Annotated in this window: 14 protein-coding genes; 7 read left to right on the top strand and 7 right to left on the bottom strand. The window is 63.8% G+C overall.

From position 1 onward, the window contains the following. Positions 1 to 7: 7 nt before the first annotated feature. On the bottom strand, positions 8 to 1,204 hold the full coding sequence (locus tag AC5ZGW_RS33410; protein WP_130228419.1) for an FAD-dependent oxidoreductase: 1,197 nt from the start codon (positions 1,202 to 1,204) through the stop codon (positions 8 to 10). Positions 1,205 to 1,327: 123 nt separating this feature from the next. Between AC5ZGW_RS33410 and AC5ZGW_RS33405 the strand changes: the two genes are divergently transcribed. Then, the gene (locus AC5ZGW_RS33405) at positions 1,328 to 1,819 is read left to right on the top strand and encodes a MarR family winged helix-turn-helix transcriptional regulator (RefSeq protein WP_245474924.1); all 492 of its coding nucleotides are present in this window, start codon (positions 1,328 to 1,330) and stop codon (positions 1,817 to 1,819) included. Here AC5ZGW_RS33405 and AC5ZGW_RS33400 read toward each other — a convergent pair. The 3 genes from AC5ZGW_RS33400 to AC5ZGW_RS33390 all read right to left on the bottom strand — a co-directional run bounded on the left by AC5ZGW_RS33400 (position 1,788) and on the right by AC5ZGW_RS33390 (position 5,923). Beyond that, on the bottom strand, positions 1,788 to 3,056 hold the full coding sequence (locus AC5ZGW_RS33400) for an O-antigen ligase family protein (protein WP_130228421.1): 1,269 nt from the start codon (positions 3,054 to 3,056) through the stop codon (positions 1,788 to 1,790). The genes AC5ZGW_RS33405 and AC5ZGW_RS33400 overlap by 32 nt on opposite strands. A gap of 30 nt (positions 3,057 to 3,086) precedes the next feature. Continuing rightward, complete coding sequence (locus AC5ZGW_RS33395; protein ID WP_165435420.1) at positions 3,087 to 4,625, bottom strand: undecaprenyl-phosphate glucose phosphotransferase; 1,539 nt, start codon at positions 4,623 to 4,625, stop codon at positions 3,087 to 3,089. Between the two features lie 167 nt (positions 4,626 to 4,792). Further along, a complete protein-coding gene (locus tag AC5ZGW_RS33390) occupies positions 4,793 to 5,923 on the bottom strand; it encodes a glycosyltransferase family 4 protein (RefSeq protein ID WP_130228422.1) in 1,131 nt (376 codons plus the stop codon). Positions 5,924 to 6,204: 281 nt separating this feature from the next. On the opposite strand from AC5ZGW_RS33390, the gene AC5ZGW_RS33385 reads away from it, so the two are divergent. Next, complete coding sequence (locus tag AC5ZGW_RS33385) at positions 6,205 to 8,436, top strand: GumC family protein (RefSeq protein WP_474419498.1); 2,232 nt, start codon at positions 6,205 to 6,207, stop codon at positions 8,434 to 8,436. Positions 8,437 to 8,708: 272 nt separating this feature from the next. Here the strand turns inward: AC5ZGW_RS33385 and AC5ZGW_RS33380 are convergent, their stop codons facing one another. After that, positions 8,709 to 9,701 carry a Bug family tripartite tricarboxylate transporter substrate binding protein gene (locus AC5ZGW_RS33380; RefSeq protein ID WP_130228801.1) on the bottom strand — a complete coding sequence of 331 codons (993 nt, stop codon included), beginning with the start codon at positions 9,699 to 9,701 and terminating at the stop codon, positions 8,709 to 8,711. A gap of 108 nt (positions 9,702 to 9,809) precedes the next feature. Here AC5ZGW_RS33380 and AC5ZGW_RS33375 point away from each other — a divergent pair, with 108 nt between their 5' ends. After that, positions 9,810 to 10,772 carry a LysR family transcriptional regulator gene (locus AC5ZGW_RS33375; protein WP_130228802.1) on the top strand — a complete coding sequence of 321 codons (963 nt, stop codon included), beginning with the start codon at positions 9,810 to 9,812 and terminating at the stop codon, positions 10,770 to 10,772. Between the two features lie 130 nt (positions 10,773 to 10,902). Here the strand turns inward: AC5ZGW_RS33375 and AC5ZGW_RS33370 are convergent, their stop codons facing one another. Further along, positions 10,903 to 12,087, bottom strand: a complete 1,185-nt coding sequence (locus tag AC5ZGW_RS33370; protein ID WP_130228803.1) for a GNAT family N-acetyltransferase — start codon at positions 12,085 to 12,087, stop codon at positions 10,903 to 10,905. Positions 12,088 to 12,211: 124 nt separating this feature from the next. Between AC5ZGW_RS33370 and AC5ZGW_RS33365 the strand changes: the two genes are divergently transcribed. Then, the gene (locus tag AC5ZGW_RS33365; RefSeq protein WP_130228804.1) at positions 12,212 to 13,252 is read left to right on the top strand and encodes a polysaccharide deacetylase family protein; all 1,041 of its coding nucleotides are present in this window, start codon (positions 12,212 to 12,214) and stop codon (positions 13,250 to 13,252) included. An 87-nt stretch (positions 13,253 to 13,339) separates the two neighbouring features. On the opposite strand, the gene AC5ZGW_RS33360 is transcribed toward AC5ZGW_RS33365, so the two are convergent. After that, positions 13,340 to 13,549: a DUF2842 domain-containing protein gene (locus AC5ZGW_RS33360; RefSeq protein ID WP_028162849.1), complete on the bottom strand. Its 210-nt coding sequence runs from the start codon at positions 13,547 to 13,549 to the stop codon at positions 13,340 to 13,342. A gap of 94 nt (positions 13,550 to 13,643) precedes the next feature. Here AC5ZGW_RS33360 and AC5ZGW_RS33355 point away from each other — a divergent pair, with 94 nt between their 5' ends. The 3 genes from AC5ZGW_RS33355 (at position 13,644) to AC5ZGW_RS33345 (ending at position 17,768) form a co-directional block, all read left to right on the top strand. Next, a complete protein-coding gene (locus AC5ZGW_RS33355) occupies positions 13,644 to 14,738 on the top strand; it encodes a COX15/CtaA family protein (protein ID WP_130228805.1) in 1,095 nt (364 codons plus the stop codon). 149 nt (positions 14,739 to 14,887) lie between these two features. After that, positions 14,888 to 15,703 carry an FTR1 family iron permease gene (locus tag AC5ZGW_RS33350; RefSeq protein WP_130228820.1) on the top strand — a complete coding sequence of 272 codons (816 nt, stop codon included), beginning with the start codon at positions 14,888 to 14,890 and terminating at the stop codon, positions 15,701 to 15,703. Between the two features lie 190 nt (positions 15,704 to 15,893). Then, complete coding sequence (locus AC5ZGW_RS33345; RefSeq protein WP_130228806.1) at positions 15,894 to 17,768, top strand: DMP19 family protein; 1,875 nt, start codon at positions 15,894 to 15,896, stop codon at positions 17,766 to 17,768. Positions 17,769 to 17,782: the final 14 nt, after the last annotated feature.

The following is a 17,782-nucleotide window of genomic DNA, read 5'->3' as shown; positions in this document are numbered from 1 at the left end:
CTACGAGCTACGCCGCCCGCGGATCATAGACGTACATGAAATCCATGCATCGTGACGTCACCGGTAGCAGCAAACTCAGCACTTGATCACGAACCCACGCGCCCGCGGCGCTGAATTCGCGCTTGCTGTTGCCGTTGCGGCGGGCGATCGCGACGATTTTTTCCGCGCGCGGGCGGCGCTCGTGCTCGAAATTCTGGAAGGTGAGGCCGAGTTCCTGTCCGTCGAGCATAAGCTTGCCGAGCCGCATCGCGTCTTCCAGCGCCAGCGAAGCGCCCTGGCCGGCATGCGGGCTGGTGGCATGCGCGGCGTCGCCGATGAGGAGCGAGCGCTTGCGCGACCAGGTCGGCAAGCTTGCCACATCGAGCGTGTCGGTCACCACCATGTTGTCGGCGGCCTCGATGATGCGCGGGATCGGATCGTGCCACCCTTGATGGAAGTCGCTTAAATGCTGCTTCAACGCCGGCTGATCCATGGCACGGAACGTGGCGGCGTCGACACCGTGCGAGGGCTGCGTGCTCCACCACATCACGCCGTCGGCGGGATCGGCGCTGCAGAAGCCGTAACCGAAGAAGCCGCTTTGGCCGAACGTGGTCTCGACGCGCCCGCCGATCGATCTGCCTTCGAGCACCGAACGAGGCACGAAGCCGCCGAAACCGATCAGCCCGGTGTCGAACGGCTCAGGCCCGTCCGGCACCACATGGCGCCGCACCCTCGAGTGCACGCCGTCGGCGCCGATCAGGAAATCGCCCTCGGCGGTCGTGCCGTCGGCGAAATAGGCGACGATCGGCTGGTCGGGGCGGTCGATGATCTTGACCAGGCGCTTCTCGAAATAGAGCTCGGCGTTCGAGCACCAGGCCTTGTTGAAGAGGATCGCCTGCAGTGTGGCGCGACGCAGATTCACCGCCGGCTGCCCGAAGCGCTTCTCCATGTCGCGGTTGATCGAGCCGAGCTTCCGGCCCGATTGCGAATAAAAATCGAAGGATTCGGCGATCGAGCCCTGACGGATCAGTTCGTCGGCGAGGCCGAGTTCGGCCATCACCTGCATGCCGTTCGGCGCGATCTGCAGGCCGCCGCCGATGCCGCTCGAATGCGGCCAGCCCTCGTAGACTTCGACGTCATAGCCGGCACGCTTGAGGAAGATCGCAGCGACAGGGCCGGCGATGCCGCCGCCAATGATCAGGGCCTTGCGGGGACGGCGCGGCATGGCTTGCTCCGTTCGGTTGCGTGCGTTAGGAAATGTGAGTAATTAATTGTCTTAGTTTATAAGATATATGTTTACTAAGAGATGGGAGAGGCCTTGTCAAGGTTGAAGCCGCGCGCGGCGTTGATGCAGGAACTGGAGGAGGCAATGCGGCGGTCCTCCGCACAGGGCGTGCTGTACGGGCAAGCCGTTGCCAATGTGGCGGGAATTTCCGGTTCCGACCTCGAATGCCTCGACTTCCTCAATCTCGAAGGCCGCGTAACGGCGGGCCGGCTTGCGGAGGTCACCGGGCTCACCACCGGCGCCATCACGGGCGTGGTCGACCGGCTGGAGAGAGCCGGCTTCGTGCGCCGCGAGCGTGATGAGACCGATCGCCGCAAGGTCTATATCGTCACTGTGCCCGAGAACGCTGCCAGAATTGGGCGCTACTACCTGCCGATGCAGGAGGCGATGCACCGGCTCTGGAGCACCTATTCGGAAGCTGAGCTGCAATTGCTGCTGCGCTTCGCCAACGAGGGCTACAAGTCCGTGCTGGAAGCGACCGAGAAGCTCAAGGGGCTGCTCGATACGCCCGAGGAGAAGCCGGCTAAGAAGCGCGGGCGTCCGCCTCGGCGGTGAGTGCCGGCTCGATAGCGGGACGGTAGTGCGCCGCAGCGACATACATGCCCCACATCGCCCCAAGCATCATCCAGAAGTGCCGCCAGTGATCGGTGTCGATGATGAAGCTCTCGCCGACGGTGCCGAGGAAAGCCGAGAAGATTGCCAGATAAGTCCGCTGCCAGGGTACGGGCAGGAAGACATAGCGGAAGCCCGTCATCACGGTAACGAAGACCAGCGCCGGATAGACGAGGCCGGAGATCCAGCCGCCTGACATGAACGCGTTCAGGTAGGAATTGTGGGTGTCTTCGGGGAAGTAGTTGCGGAACTGCAGCGGCCCGATGCCGAAGGGCAGATCGAGCGCCATCTCGGCACCAAGGATGTGGCGCCCGAACCGGCCGAAGCGTCCTTCGTCATAGCTCTGGTCGAAGCTCGCGCGCTGCTTGAACATCTGCGCGGTCGAGTCGAACGACAACAGGATCGCGACCAGCGCGACCGCGAGGACGATGGCCACGAGCGCCATCACGATGATGCGCGAGCGTTCCGTCTGCGAGCGGCTGGTCAAGACCATCGACGCCAGCATGAAGGCCGCGGTGATGACGAGGCCGCCCCAGGCCGCGCGCGAGAACGCGAGCAGGATCGCGAGCGACATGATGCCGAAGGCGATGGTGTTGCGGAAAGCCTTGGCGGGAGGGGCGGAGACGACGCTTTGCAATGAGAACAGCGCCGGCAGGATCAGGAAGGCGCCGAGCACGTTCGGGTCCTTGAAGGTGCCGCGCGCGCGCTCATACAGGGTCAGGAGGTCGTAGCCGCCGGGCACGAGGTGGAAATAGCCGCCGATCGCCGCGAGCGACGCGATCATCCCGCCGACGACCAGGCCGCGCCGGAGCATATCGAGGCGCGCCTCGGTATCTTCGGAAGTAACCATGGCGAAGAACACCACGGTGACCGCCATGTACCAGGATGTCGCGATCCAGGTCGCGATCTCCGGCCTGTCGAGGACCGGGATGGCGCCGATGCTGTAGCCGACATTGAGCGCGACGAGCATCATGAGCAGCGGCATGATGGCAAGCCGCATTCGCAGGCCGGTGGCGAAGAAGATGATGACCGCCGTCAGCGTGACCAATTCGTAGGGGCTCGGCTCGATGAAGACGATCGCGCCGGAGGCGCCCGCCAGCCACACCATCGCGCGCTGCAGCGCCAGCACGCCGGGCGCGGCTTGCGGAAATGAACTCTCGGCTGTCGTCGCATACGCCATTGCGAACTCACGCAACCAAACCGACGGCCCTCAATACGCGTTCTCGTTCTTGGTCAGCAGCGAGAACGGCGTCTTCAGGAGGATGTAGAGGTCGAACAGCACCGACCAGTTCTCGATGTAATAAAGGTCGAACTCGACGCGCTTCTGGATCTTCTCGTCGGTGTCGACCTCACCGCGCCAGCCGTTGATCTGGGCCCAGCCGGTGATGCCGGGCTTGACGCGGTGGCGGGCGAAATAACCGTCGACGGCTTCATCGAACAGGCGGTTCTGCAATTTGCCCTGCACCGCATGCGGGCGCGGGCCGACCAGGGAGAGATTACCTTTCAGCACGACGTTGAAGAGCTGCGGCAATTCGTCGAGGCTGCTCTTGCGGATGAAGCGGCCGACGCGGGTGACGCGCGGATCGTCCTTGGTGACGACCTTCGAGGCGGTGGGATCGGCCTGATGATGATAGAGCGAGCGGAACTTGTAGACGTCGATCCGCTCGTTGTTGAAGCCGAAGCGCTTCTGGCGGAACAGCACCGGGCCCGGACTGTCAAGCTTCACCGCGAGCGCCACCAGCCCCATCACCGGCAGCGCGGCGAGCAGGATCAGGCCGCCCACGATCCGGTCGAACAGCCATTTCATCACCAGGTCCCAGTCGGTGATCGGGGCCTCGAACACGTCGAGCGTCGGCACCTTCCCGAGATAGGAATAGGAGCGGGGACGGAAACGCAGTTTGTTGGTGTGCGTCGACAGGCGGATATCGACCGGCAGCACCCAGAGCTTCTTCAACATTTGCAGGATGCGGGTCTCGGCCGAGATCGGCAGCGCGAACAGCACGAGGTCGACGCGGGTGCGGCGGGCAAACTCGACGATGTCGTCGACCTTGCCGAGCTTCGGGCTGCCGGCGCAGCTATCCATCGCGCGATCATCGTTGCGGTCGTCGAACACGCCGAGCACGCGGATGTCGGTGTCGGACTGCGCCTTGAGCGCTTCGACGAGCTGCTCGCCGTTCTCGTCGGCGCCGACGATCACGGTGCGGCGGTCGAGCCGGCCGTCGCGCGCCCAGCGCCGCACCAGGCCGCGCAGGATCAGCCGCTCGGCGATCAGGGCGGCAAGACCCACGAAGAAGAATGCCGTCAGCCATACCCGCGAGATCTCGCCGCCGAGCTTGACCAGGAACGACACGCCGATGAACAGCAGGAACACGATCGCCCAGGACGAGATCATGCGCGTCGTCTGCCGCAACTGTCCGCGGAACATCTGGATTTCGTAGATATCGGCAGCCTGGAAGCAGACCACCGCCGATATCGTCATGGCAAGGATCGCCGCGACATATTCCCAGCGGAAGCCGGAGAGCGGCATCACGTACCAGAGGTAAAGCGCGACGCCGACCAGGCTCAGCAGGATGAAATCGACGAGGCGAACGATGCCGGTGATGACAACCGGCGAATAGGCGCCGCGGACCCTTTCATTGGTGATGGTGAGCGCGGCGGGCGATAGCCGGCGGCGCCGTTCGACCGGCGGACGGCCGCCACCGGCGGTCGCTGTCGCGTCCAGCATCGAGCGTGCGTTAATCGGTTCCACGTCGTTACGTCCGTTGTTTGAGCATGATCTTTTCGGAAAACCGGTGCCCACTTTTCCGGATCATGCTCTTGCGGCCGCAGATAGGGGTGCAAAGGCCGCTGCGGAATTGCCCCGCGTCAGGGATTAGGGGAGAAATCGGAACAAACGGTTACGTGGGTAACTTGTGGTTAACGATTGGCAAACGCGTCGCGATAGCCGGCGAGCACGCCCTCGACCATCGCCTTCTGCGAGAAATGCGCAAAGATGCGCTCGCGCAGCGCCGTTGCGCGCGCCAATGTCGCGGCGGGATCGTCGAGCGCGCGACTGATCGCTTCCGCCATAGCAGCAGCATTGCTCGGTGCAAACAGCGCATCCGTGTGCGGGCCGAAGATCTCGGGGATGCCGCCGACATTGGCGGCTACCATCGGGATCCCCGCGGCCGCAGCCTCGATCACGACATAGGGCATGGAGTCGCCGCGAGAGGGAACGACCAGCAGCTTGCCTTTCGAGAACCCGTAGCGCGCTTTGACATGGCCGATGAAGCGCGCGGCATCGCCAAGCGCAAGCTGTTTGACCTGTGCCTTCAGCTTCTCCGACTCCTCGCCGTCGCCGGCAAGCGTCAGCGTCACCGGCTTGCCTTCGGCGCGCAGTTTCGCCACGGCGTCGATCAAGAGGTCCGCCCCCTTGATGTGCCTGAACTCGCCGACATAGACGATGTCGGTGGCATCATCAGTGCGATCGATCGCATCGAACTCTTCCGCGGTCACGCCGTTGAACACGCAGCGCACCACGCCGCTGGTCGGCGTGCCGACCGTGCGTTGATAGGTGTCGCGTGCGAAGGCGCTTTCGAACAGGAACAGGTCGGTGCTGTTCATCAGCGCGCGCTCGAGCCGGCTGTAGAAATTGCCTTTCAGCGTATCGAGCGGGTAGTGCAGCGAGCCGCCATGCGGCGTGTAGACGCGAATCGTCTGCTTGGAGTGCGGCCGCAGGCGGACGTAAGCGCCGGCCTTGGCGCCGTGGCCATGCAGCACGTCCGGCTTCCATTTCCATATCAGGCCGGCGATCTGCGCCCAGACCATCGCATCGGCAAACCGCGGCTCGCGGCGAATGGCCACACGGCGGACGCCGAGTTTCAGGCGCGGCTCGATTTCCGCAAGCGCGGTGGCGGCGCGCTCGCCGCCGGTGATGCTGTCCGTGACGATGCCGACGTGATGGCCACGCTCGATCTGTCCGTTGGCGACGTCGAGGATATGACGAAAGATCCCGCCGACAGGGGCGCGCACGACATGCAGGATGCGGAGCGGCTGGTCGGAATCCATGGTCACAGCCCACGCCCGCTAATGAATATGCGATCGCCGGCTGAGGCGCCGCGCGCAAGCATCGAAAGCAGGCGAAAGACAGCGGCGCGCAGGCGGCGCATTCTGGGAATCCCGACAAAATATCGCGGCCGATTAAGGACGCCCATGGTTAACAAAGCGTGACGCGCGGGCGTGTGCGTCATGCTGTTCGTCAAGCGGGCCGATTAACCCAGCGGCAACCTTAATGGAGTGTAATCGCGCCGGCCGAAGCAGATTGAGTGGCGTCCCCGCGGGAGTGAACAATGCGTTTTGCGTTCTGGCGTGCAGGAAAGGACAGGGCCGTGGTCCAGCGCGCGCTTGCAAAGCCCGCGTCGGCTGCGACCGTTGCCCCGTCGCCCGTAGGCGATCTCGACCTGCCTGCGCTCGGTCGGGCGCTGATGCGCAAGCGGAGCTGGATCATCGTGCCGACGGTGCTGGCGTTCACGCTGTCGCTTGCCGCGGTCAATATGGTGACGCCGCGCTACAAGTCGGAAGCGCGCATCCTGATCGACGGCCGCGAGAACGTGTTCCTGCGGCCGAGCGGCGAGCGCAACGAAGAGCGCAACGTCGTCGATCCGGAGGCCGTCACCAGCCAGGTGCAGCTCCTGCTGTCGCGCGACCTCGCGCGCGAGATCATCAAGAAGAACAAGCTTGCCGAGCGGCCGGAATTCGATCCGGTGCTGCAGGGCTTCTCGCCGCTGAAATCGCTGCTGGCGCTGTTCGGCATTGGGCGCGACCCGTTCTCGCTGACGCCGGAAGAGCGCGTGCTGGAAGCCTATTATGACCGGCTCCAGGCTTATGCGGTCGACAAGTCGCGCGTCGTCGTCGTCGAATTCCAGTCGCGCGATCCCGAGCTTGCCGCGCGGGTCGCCAACTCGATCGCCGAAGGCTATCTGGTGCTGCAGCAGAATGCGCGGCAGGAGCAGGCGAGAACGGCGAGCCAGTGGCTGGCCGGCGAGATCGAGAATTTGCGGAAGAAAGTCGCGGACGCCGAATCCCGCGTCGAGGACTTTCGTTCCAAGTCGAGCCTGTTCGTCGGCACCAACAATACCTCGCTGTCCAACCAGCAGATGGGCGAGCTCAACACGCAGCTCAATAATGCGCGTGCACTGAAGGCCGATGCCGAGACCAAGGCGCGGCTGATCCGCGAGATGCTGCAGAGCGGCAAGCCGATCGAAGCTTCCGAAGTGTTCAATTCCGAACTGATCCGCCGCCTCAGCGAGCAGCGGGTGACGCTGCGCGCGCAGCTCGCCGAGCAATCCTCGACGCTGCTCGACAATCATCCGCGCATCAAGGAATTGAAGGCGCAGCTTGCCGATCTCGATCGGCAGTTGCGCGAGGAGGCGGGCAAGATCTCCCGCACGCTGGACAATGACGCGCGCGTTGCCGGTGGCCGCGTCGAGGCGCTGAGCGCGAGCCTCGATCAATTGAAGAAGCAGGCATCGTCCTACAACGGCCAGGACGTCCAGCTCCGCGCGCTGGAGCGCGAAGCCAAGGCGCAGCGCGACCTGCTTGAGTCCTATCTGGCGAAATATCGCGAAGCCAATACGCGCGAGAACATTGACGCAGGACCGTCCGATGGCCGCATCATTTCGCGCGCGTCGGTCTCCAATACGCCGGCCTATCCGAAGAAGCTGCCGATCGTGCTGATCGCGACGCTGGCGACGCTGTTGCTTTCTTCGGGCTTGGTCGTGACTGGCGAGCTCTTGCGCATGACCGCGCCGCGCGCAGCCGCGGCACCGGTCGTGCCGCCGATAACGGCGCGGGCGCCGGTTCGCGCTGCCGCCGTCGAGAGCGACGACGAGCGGGAACCGGAGCTGGAGCCGGCAGCGGGGCCCGAGCCCGAGGTCGAGGCCGCATCCATCGCGCCGCAGCCTGAAGCCGCCACTGCCATCGGAGAAATCGAAGAGCTCGCCGAGAAGCTGCGCCGGGCTGGCGCCGACGCACGCAAGGTTACGGTGCTGGGGACGGCCCCGAGCGAGAGCATCGCGCTGAGCACGCTGACGCTGGCGCGGCTGATGGCGCGCGAAGCCAAGGTCGCCGTCGTCGACCTTGCCGCGGCGTCGCCGACGATAGCGGCGGTCTCGACCGATCCCGGCGCGCCAGGGCTTGCCGAATTGATGCAGGGACAGGCGACCTTTTCGGAGATCATCACGCGCGACCGGCTGTCGCGGGTCAATCTGGTCAGTGCCGGCCGCCCCGGATTCGATCGCGCGCAACTGCAGTCGCCGCGGCTGACGCTCGCGATCGACGCGCTGCTCAGCGTCTACGACCACGTGCTGCTCGATGCCGGCACGGCTTCCGACCTGCCGGCCGATCTGTTGACGGCGCACGCCCGCGCCGTCGTGGTGCCGGACGCCTCGATGGCCGACGATGCCCGCCGCCTGATGCGCGAGCAGCTTGCCGCGGTTGGCTTCTCGGAAGTGACGATGCTGACGAAGCCGTGCGAGCCATCGGACGCCGTCGAGCCGGGCCCGCGCGTGGTCGCAGCGTAGACCAGCGGCGCCCGCAGGGCTGTGGCATATGAAATAGAACTTGGTGGGCGATCCCTTCGCGGCCCATCCTTCGAGACGCCGCTGCGCGGCTCCTCAGGATGAGGTCTGATTTCGCGGTGGAATCTTAGACCCTCATGGTGAGGAGCGCCGCTTGCGGCGCGTCTCGAGACGATGCTGCGCATCGCTCGGAGAACCACGAGGCCCGCATCGTCCACAGCCTCCAAACAGTTATATGCGATAGCCCTGACGACGCCCGAGGGTAGCTGAGACCTTCAATCGGTCGGCGTGAACTCGGTTGCCTGCACGATCGCTTTCCAGCGCTCGGATTCGGATGTGATGAGCCGGGCGAAGTCGGCGAGGGGAATTGCGTCGATCTCGACGAACTGTTTTGCCATGCCGGCTTTGACCTCGTCGGTGCGCAAGGCCGCCTGGATCGAGCCATTGAGCCTTTCGACTGTTACCGCCGGGGTCTTTGCCGGCACGAAAAACCCAAACCATGTAAGGTCCTGAAGCGAGGGATAACCGGCTTCGGCCATCGTGGGCACATCGGGAAGAAACGCGCTGCGGCGTGGACCGGTGGTCGCCAGCGCACGAAGCTCTCCGGACTGGACCAGGCCAACGGAACTGCCGAGCGGCATGATGGCCGAGGCGATCTCGCCTTTCACGAGATCCTGTATCGCGGCCCTGCCTTGATAGGGCACATGGAGATACTCGAACCGCGCAGTGCGGCCCAGCATCGCCCCGGTGAAGTGCAGCGTCGATCCAGCACCCGCCGTGCCGTAGGTCGCCTGCGTCGGATTGGCGCGGCACCATGTGATGAATTCAGCCAGCGTCTTTACCTCGCGCGGCACCTTCGGACCCACCGTCAGCAATGTCGGGAATGAGGCGACGGTCGAGACCGGAATAAAATCACGCGGCTCGTATCTGAGCGTCTTGTAGACGTGAGGAAACAGCGTCAAGAAGCCAAGCGGCGCCAGCAGAAGGACGGATCCATCGGGAGCGGCCGCCTTCACGGCCTCCACCGCGACCCGTCCGCTCGCACCTGGCCGGGTCTCGACCACGATCGACGCCGCATAATCCTTCATCTGATCGGCAACGAGCCTCGCCACGGCATCGGGAAGCCCGGGCGTGAAGCCCGTCAGTATATGCGCGGTCTTCAGGCTCGGCTCGGCGATGCTGTGCGGCACGAGACCGGCGGCGGAGAAAGCAATGCCGGCGCCTGACATTGCCAGCATTTCGCGGCGCGTCATCACCATCCAGGCCATCGGATCCTCCGCGTCTGAAACGACTGGGTCGAGAGGATGCTTGAGGCGGGCATATCCGTCCAATGCTAGTATGTGAGGGTTTCATAACTGTTTTGATAAGGATCGGACATGCAATCCATTGAGCGAGCCCGGCGCCGCATCAAGCTGCGCGATCTCCATATCCTGCTCGTCGTGGCGCAACGGGGCAGCATGGCAAAGGCCGCGGCAGAATTGGCGATTTCTCAGCCTGCGGTCTCGAGAGCGATCGCCGACATGGAGCATGCACTCGGGCTTCGGCTTCTCGACCGCGGCCGCAACGGCATCGACCCCACGCCGTATGGGCGCGCCCTCGTCAAGCGCGGCACAGCGATTTTCGACGAGCTGATGCAAGGGCTGGAAGAACTCGAATTTCTTGCCGATCCAACCATCGGACAGCTCCGCATCGGTAGTTCGGAAAGCGTTGCGGCTGGCCTGCTTCCAGCAGTCATCGATCGCTTCACGCGGCGCCATCCAGGCATCCGCCTGAATGTCGCGCAGATGGTGCTTGGCACCACGCGTTACAGCGAACTGCGCGAGCGGAGCATCGATCTGTTGCTGGGCTGGATCCCGACGCCGTTCGCCGAGGAAGATCTGGCGGTGGAGCCTGTGCTGAGTGACCCGCGGGTCGTGGTTGTCGGGCAGCGAAGCAAATGGGCGCGATGTTCCAAGGTCAGCCTGGCCGATCTTGCCGATGAAGCCTGGATCCTGCCGCCGCCGGACACCTTCCCAGGCTCAGCCACGGCTGATCTGTTTCGCGAAAGCGGATTGAGCGTGCCTCGCACGCCGGTCACGACGCTGTCGCTTCACCTCTGCTGCAGGCTCGCTGCGACCGGGAGCTTCGTCACCTTGCTTCCAAGCTCGATTGTGCAGTTCAGCGGCCGCGATCTGTCGCTGAAGAGACTTCCGGTCAAGCTGCCGCGAGCGTCGGCTGTGTCGGCGGCCATTGTAACGCTGAAGAACCGCACGTTGAGCCCGGCTGCCGAGATATTCGTCGCGTGCGTTCGCGAGGTCGCGAAGTCGATGGCAGGCAAATCGACGGCCCACACGCAATGAGCTGCACGTCGGTGTAATAGATGAAGCTCTAGGGCACCGGTTCTGACTGGATCAGAACCGTTGCCCTAGATTCTAGTCTTGACGCGTTTTCTTCACGCGAACCGGTGTCCACTTCGCTCGAAAACGCGCTCTAGCGGAACATGCCGCGCAGGTTTTGCGCGAGATCGAACAGCGCGCGATTATGCTTGACCAGCCGCTTGGCGCTGACGAGGCCGGACATGGCGCTTGCAGCTGGCCTGCCGCGCCAGGAGAGCGGAATGAAGCTGTCGAAGATCGGCTCGTCGCTCTTGCAGAACAGCCGCTTGTATTCATCCGAGCCGATGCCGAGGTCGATGGCGCGGTAGTTCAGCGCGGCATAGTGATCGATGATGTTGCGCATCAGGATCAGGCCAGGGCTGAACTTGGCGCTGGCAGACATCGTGTAGGTGTTGAACATCATCGAGAAGCGATGGCCGTCGGCGACGCCGGCGAAGATCGCGATCACCTCGTCGTCGCATTCGAGCGCGTGGATGTCGATGACGCGGCCGCCGCCGGGAAGCCCGGTGAGGCAGGCGGAGCGGATGAAATCCTCGACGCCCGGCTCGGCAAAGACGTTGGGCAGCTTTTGTTCGGCCATGCGCTGCGGCTTGACGCGGAAGAACCAGTTCAGGACTCGTGTGACATCGGCGTCCGTGGCGGCGATCTGATAGCGATAGCCGGCGAGCTGCTGCAGCTTGCGTTCCTTGCCCTTCAATCGCCGCCGGAACGAATTGCTGATGAGGGTGGTGCGGTCGGCGCCGGGCTCGATGGCGAGCACGGGACAGTCGTTGACCGAGGATTGGTGCGGCAGCAGGGCCAGCGGGTTGGGCAGATCGCGCCAGTTGAGCGGCTGCTGCTGCAAGGCGAGCACGTCGGCCTCGCCGCGTGCCGCGATCGCCGACACCATGGTCCTGAGATCGGCGGCCGTGGCGCCCGCGGCGAAGTCGCGGTCCCACAGCGCCATGTTGAAGGTCGCATGCTTGCCGCCCATGAATTTAGCACAGCGCACGCCGAGCGCGCTTTCGAGCGTCAGCGGCAGCACGAACAACGGCCGGCGTTCGTCATCATGGCCGATCACGATGAATGGGGCGACGCCCTCGCGTGCGCCGACCTGCCGCTGCCAGGCGGCGAGAAAATCAAAGCGCTGGTACGGCGTGCAGAATTGCTTTTCGAAGGCACGCCATGTCGGTTCGACGGCTTCGAGATCGCGAATGATCTCGATACCGGCGACGCGGCTTGTTTTCGACCACGCTTCCAACTCCGCCGTTCGTGCTTCGATCGCGGCAGCCATGGTCATTGCCGAGTCCGGTATTAATCGATTGTTTACAATTCCGCTCGGGCGACCTTCGCAGGGAAATGTCAACAAAGAGTAATAACAATCGTTAGACGGCGCCTGGGAGCCGCCGGATCGGGGGCGGGACGTGGTGTCGGAAATCACTTTCTTGAAGCGGGCACAGATGGAGCTCGCTTACTTCTCAGGCTATGCGCGGTTACGGCAACGGCAGGCCGGCGGGGCCGGCGCCATCCTGCGCTTCGAGCGCGTGCGTGCGCGCCGTCGGGACCGGTTTCAGCCGCTGGCCTCGCGCGAGATCACCCCTCGGTTCCTGGATCGCACGATCCGGGCGCTGAGGCGCTGGAACTACGATATCGTTTCGATCGACGAAGCCTGCCGCCGCGCCGTCACCTTGCCGCTGCCGCGCCGCTTTGCCTGCCTGACGTTCGACGGCGGCTACAAGGATCTGGCGACGGACGCCTATCCGGTGCTGTTGAAGCATGGCGTGCCCTTCGCCATCTACCTGCCGAGTGCGTTTCCGGATGGGCTGGGGGAGGCGTGGTGGCTGGCGCTCGAGAAGATCATCGCGCGCGAGAGCCGCATCAGCCTCGTGATCGAGCGCAAGGAACTGCATTTTTCGATTGCTGGTGTCGCGGAGAAATACGAGCTCTACGAGTTCCTGGCGAAATGGATGCGGACATTGGCGCCGCCGGATCTCTCCGTTGCAATCAACGATCTCTGCAAGCGCTACGGCGTCGATCTGGCGGCGCTTTCGCGCGGCGCCTCCATGGACTGGAGCGATCTCACGATGCTCGCCTCCGATCCCAATGTCACGATCGGCAGCGCGACCGTGAACTATCCGGCGCTGTCGAACCTGCGCGACGTCGATGCCGAGCGCGAGACGGCGATGGGCAGGGCGGTGCTCGAGGCCGGCATCCGTCGCGAGATCAGGCATTTTGCCTATCCGTTCGGAGACAGCGAGAGCTTTCGCCGTCCGCATATGCTGATGGCCGGAGAGACCAGCTTTGACAGCGCGGTGTCGAGCATCGCGGGTATCGTGGGAGCGCAGGGGCGGACCAACCTGCACGCGTTGCCGCGGGTGTCCTGGGACGGACGGCGGCGCTCGCTGCGCATGATGCGGGTGTTGCTATCGGGCGTGATGTTTCCGAGGCCGCGCGTGCAGATCTAGAGCGTCTTCGAGCGAAGTGGATACCGGTTCGCGTGAAGAAAACGCGTCAAACAAGAATCTAGAGCTGGGGTTCTCAGAACCGAAGCTCTAGGCGCGGTCGGGCCGCGACATCCAGGCCACGATCGGCATCGCCGGCAGCACCCAGCCGAGCCCGGCCACGACATAGAAAATCGCCTGCAGCAAGCCCGAATTGGCGAGCCAAGGCGTCTGCGCGACCGTCATGCCGAGCAGCGACCACACCACCACCAGCATCAGCAGGAAGATGGTTCCAAGCAGCTTGCGGGTGCGTATATTCATGGCCGGTTGATCGATAACTCGTGAGGCAAAGCGCGCCTTGCGCCTGCGAGGAGGCGGACTATAAGGGGCGCGCCAATCCGATCAAGCAGGACCGATGACCGCACGTTCCGCCCCCGAGCCCTCCCAAAATGCTCACCTTCGCTGGTGGCTGCTTTCGGTCGCAGCCCTGATCGCGATCATGGTGCTGGTCGGCGGGGCCACCCGGCTCACCGAATCCGGGCTTTCGATCGTGGAATGGAAGCCGGTCACCGGCACGCTGCCGCCGCTGACCGAGGCGCAATGGGCGGAAGCCTTCGAGGGCTACAAGAAGATCCCGCAATATCGCGAGCTCAATGCCGGGATGACGCTCGTTGAGTTCGAGACGATCTACTGGTGGGAATGGAGCCATCGCCTGCTCGGGCGCGTGATCGGGATCGCCTATCTGCTGCCGTTCCTCTATTTCCTGTGGCGCGGCGCCGTCACCGACGGCGAATTGAAGCGGCGGCTCTGGCTGATCTTCGGGCTCGGCGCGCTGCAGGGGGCGGTGGGCTGGTGGATGGTCGCCTCAGGCCTCTCCGAGAAGGTCGAGGTCTCGCAATATCGCCTCGCTGTCCATCTGATACTGGCGCTGCTGATCTATTCGGCGATCGTCTGGACGCTGCGGCGGCTTTCCGACCGGCCGCCAAATCCGGCGCCGCTCCGGCTGAAGATCACCGCTTTGCTGCTGCTGGCGCTGACCTTCCTGCAGCTCTATTTCGGCGCGCTGGTCGCGGGGCTGCGCGCGGGAAAGGTCTACAACACCTGGCCAGAGATCGATGGCGCTTTCATTCCATCCGCGGGGCGTCTGTTCTTCGAGCAGCCCTGGTGGCGCAACCTGTTCGACAATACGCTGACGGTGCAGTTCGAGCACCGCATGACTGCTTACGCGCTATTGGCGCTGGCGATCCTGCATGCGATCGACACCATCCGTTCGCGCGCAAGCGGCGCGGCTATCGCCGGCGCCTGGTGGCTGGTGGCGGCGATCACGCTACAGGCGACGCTCGGGATCCTGACGCTCTTGAACCAGGTGCCGATCGATCTCGCGCTCATGCACCAGGCCGTGGCGATCGTGGTGCTCACGCTGGCGGTCCTGCAGGTCGAGCGGTTGCTGCCGCGACGCCGCGAAGTGGGACGGCCAAAGCTTGCCGTGCCGGTCGGTCAACCCGGTTGAGTGGAGCTATTCTAATCTATCGTTGCCGCCAGAGGTGCCCGTTTTGCACGGGCTTTTTGAATGTTCCGGCAGTTGACGAAATCGTGCGGCCCGACATCGCTTTACTTGAAAATCCCTGGCGATAGAACGAGCGAAAAATGGGTTCGCTCATGTCGTCTGCATTCATTCAGGCCGCGGTCATCCTGCTACGCGAAGGCCTAGAGGCGATGCTGGTGATCGCCGCGCTCGCCGGCTACCTGTCGAAGGTTGGCGCCGGTCATCGCATCCAGGCGCTCTATGGGGGCGCGCTGGCTGCGGTCGGCGCCAGCATCATCGCGGCCTGGCTGTTCGCGGTGCTGAATTCGGGCGAGCACAGCGACATCCTCGAGGGCGTCATCATCCTCTTTGCCGCGGGCCTCATGCTCTATGTCAGCGGCTGGCTGATGGTGAAGCAGGACCCGCAGGGCTGGAAAGAATATCTCGCGCACAAGGCCGACACGGCGCTGGCGCAGGACACGGTGTGGGCGGTCGGCGCGCTCGCTTTCCTCGCGGTGTTCCGCGAGGGCGCCGAGACCGTGCTGTTCATCAACGCGCTGGCCACTACGGAAGGCGGCTGGAGCGCAGGCCTGTTTGCCGGCCTCGGCGCCGCCACCATTGCGCTTGCGGTGCTGTTCTATTTCATCAACCTGATCGCCCAGAAGATTCCGCTGCGGCCGTTGTTCATCCTGACCTCGGCTTTCCTGTTCGTGATGGCGATCAAGTTCATCGGCGAGGCCGTGCAGGAATTCCAGGAGCAGGCTCTGCTGCCGTTCACGGAACTGAAGAGCCTGTCCTGGCTCGCCGATCTCGGCCTGAACCCGACGCTGGAAGCGCTGTCGCTGCAGCTCCTCGTGATCCTGTTCGCGCTCGGGACCTATTCGGTGTTCCAGCGCAACAGTCGCCTGACGCGCCAGAGCAAGGCGTCGACCAGCGCAGCAGCTGAATAATCTCACACGCCATCGATCCAGCCCGAAGATCGCGCGCCGCCGGTTCCGCCGCGCTGCGAATGGCCGCGAAAGGGGGGCCGCTCCGACCTTTCGCGGTATCAAAACACCATGTGACATTTTTTTCTCGTTTGTATTGCGGATTCCGCGTCGCTGAAGTGTCTGTAGAAGAGGGGGCATCTTGGGGCGGTGCATGCAGATGATTGAGAACGAGGAGGCTCGGCGCGCGCTTGAGCCTCAGGGGGTGATTGCACGTGAAATCCTTATCCCCGACGCCGATGTGGCAGAGGACGGCGATTTGGTCGCTACCGTCGTCGATTTCGTGAATTGGGCGATTGGCCCGGCCCACCTGGTCTCCGGCGAGATCGTCGCGGAGGCATTCTGGAGCTATCACGCCGACTATTATCTGGCCCAGGTCAACAACGGCGGCCATGGCCAGTTTGCCCATAACGGTGGAATGAGCGAGCAGACGCTCGACAATTGTCGCCGCGGGCTCGTCGAGATGGGCGCAAAGGATTACGTCGCGATCTTCGACGAATTCATGGCCATCATGAAGGGCGATCCGCGTCGGGCAAAAGCCATACAGGATGGCAGCGGTTTTGGGAAAATCGATCCCGCGATCGAACTGCTCGACAAGCGCTTCTTTGCGCTCGGCGACATGACCAAGCTCAACGCAGCTTGGCTGCGCACCCTGCCGGCCCTGCGATCGCTGCCAAACGATCGGCTCACGGCCGAGCGCGAAGCGGTCATTGCGCGCAATTCCCTGCTTGCTGCCCGCCAGGACTATCTGCGGCAGGCCAAAGCGCGTTTCAGCGCCTCCGACCCGATCCAGGTGGCAGCGCGTGCGACCTGCGCGCAGGAGCGCATCGCCTTCGAAGGCGTGAATGCGGGCCTGCCGGTGGGCGATGGTCAGATCGCCTGGACCCTGAGCACGTCGGCCGGCTCGCGCATGCTTGTGATGGGACATGGCATCGCCGTGCTGCGGGACAACGGGTCGCTGCGCGGCCAGTATTTCTTCGAAACGCGCGATACCTATCCTGCACCCGTCGGCGACGGCGAAATGCGCCGGGCGCTGATCGATGCGACGTCGCGTGATATTCGCGAGCGGATGAGATCGGCTGCGGGCGAGAGGACATCGGCATCGCCGGCGCAGTCCCGTGAGACGATATTGGCGAACTTTTTGTCACCTGCGTTCAATGCCTTCTGGGGCAGCTTCACGGCCGGATCGAAGCGGATCAACACGGCGATCACCTGTCCCTATGTCGGGCACAATCCCTCTCTCGTGAGCTACGTTCCGCGCGCCTCGTCTCCGCTGCTGGCGGCTACCGAGGAGCATTCCCTGATCCGGCTCATTATGGCCAATGCGCTGTGGGATTCGTTCCTGGCTGCCGATGCCTTCAACGATTCGATGCTTGAGGAGCCCGATCGCGCCGCGGCTCTGTTGATCAATCTCGGAGCCGCCGCCACGGTTGCGGCGACCAGCCTGCGCGTGCTCGATACGGATCGCATCGCGGCGCTTGCCGTACTTGCGCCCGGCGATTTCGAGCGGGAGCAATACAACGTCCGATTCCAGCTACTCGAGATCGCGCGCTGGTGGTTCAGTTTCGTGCCCAAGGCGGCAGCCGCGTTCGCAGAAGCAAGTTTTGCACAGCGGTCGTGGATGTTCAGCAACGTCTGCTTCAACCACGCGCAGGCGCTCGCCGAAGCGCTCCGCCCCTCGGTGACATCAGATTTGACCGAAGCGCTCGTCTATTTCGATCGGGAATATCCGTCGATGGCAATTCCGTCCATGGAAGCGACCTATGATCTGGCGCTCAAGACATGCACCTCATATTTCGCGAGGTCCGAGCGCCACGCCAAGGCATGGGCAAACGTCGTCGCTGAAACGCGCCATATGATTATGAGCGCCAATCCCTACGATGAGGCGACGGTATTCGTGGTTACGCCCGACATTGTGCAGGTTCGCACCTCCGAAAAGCTGGTCGGTCTGATCGGGGTTGTTGAGAACGAGGTCAGGGCGCGGCAGGTTTTCTACTATCGCAAGGAAGGCGCGCGGGCAGCTCTTTGACAGAGTGCCCGAAA

The organism is Bradyrhizobium sp. Crot121, assembly GCF_059512385.1.
This window is presented reverse-complemented; position numbering and strand designations above follow the sequence as displayed.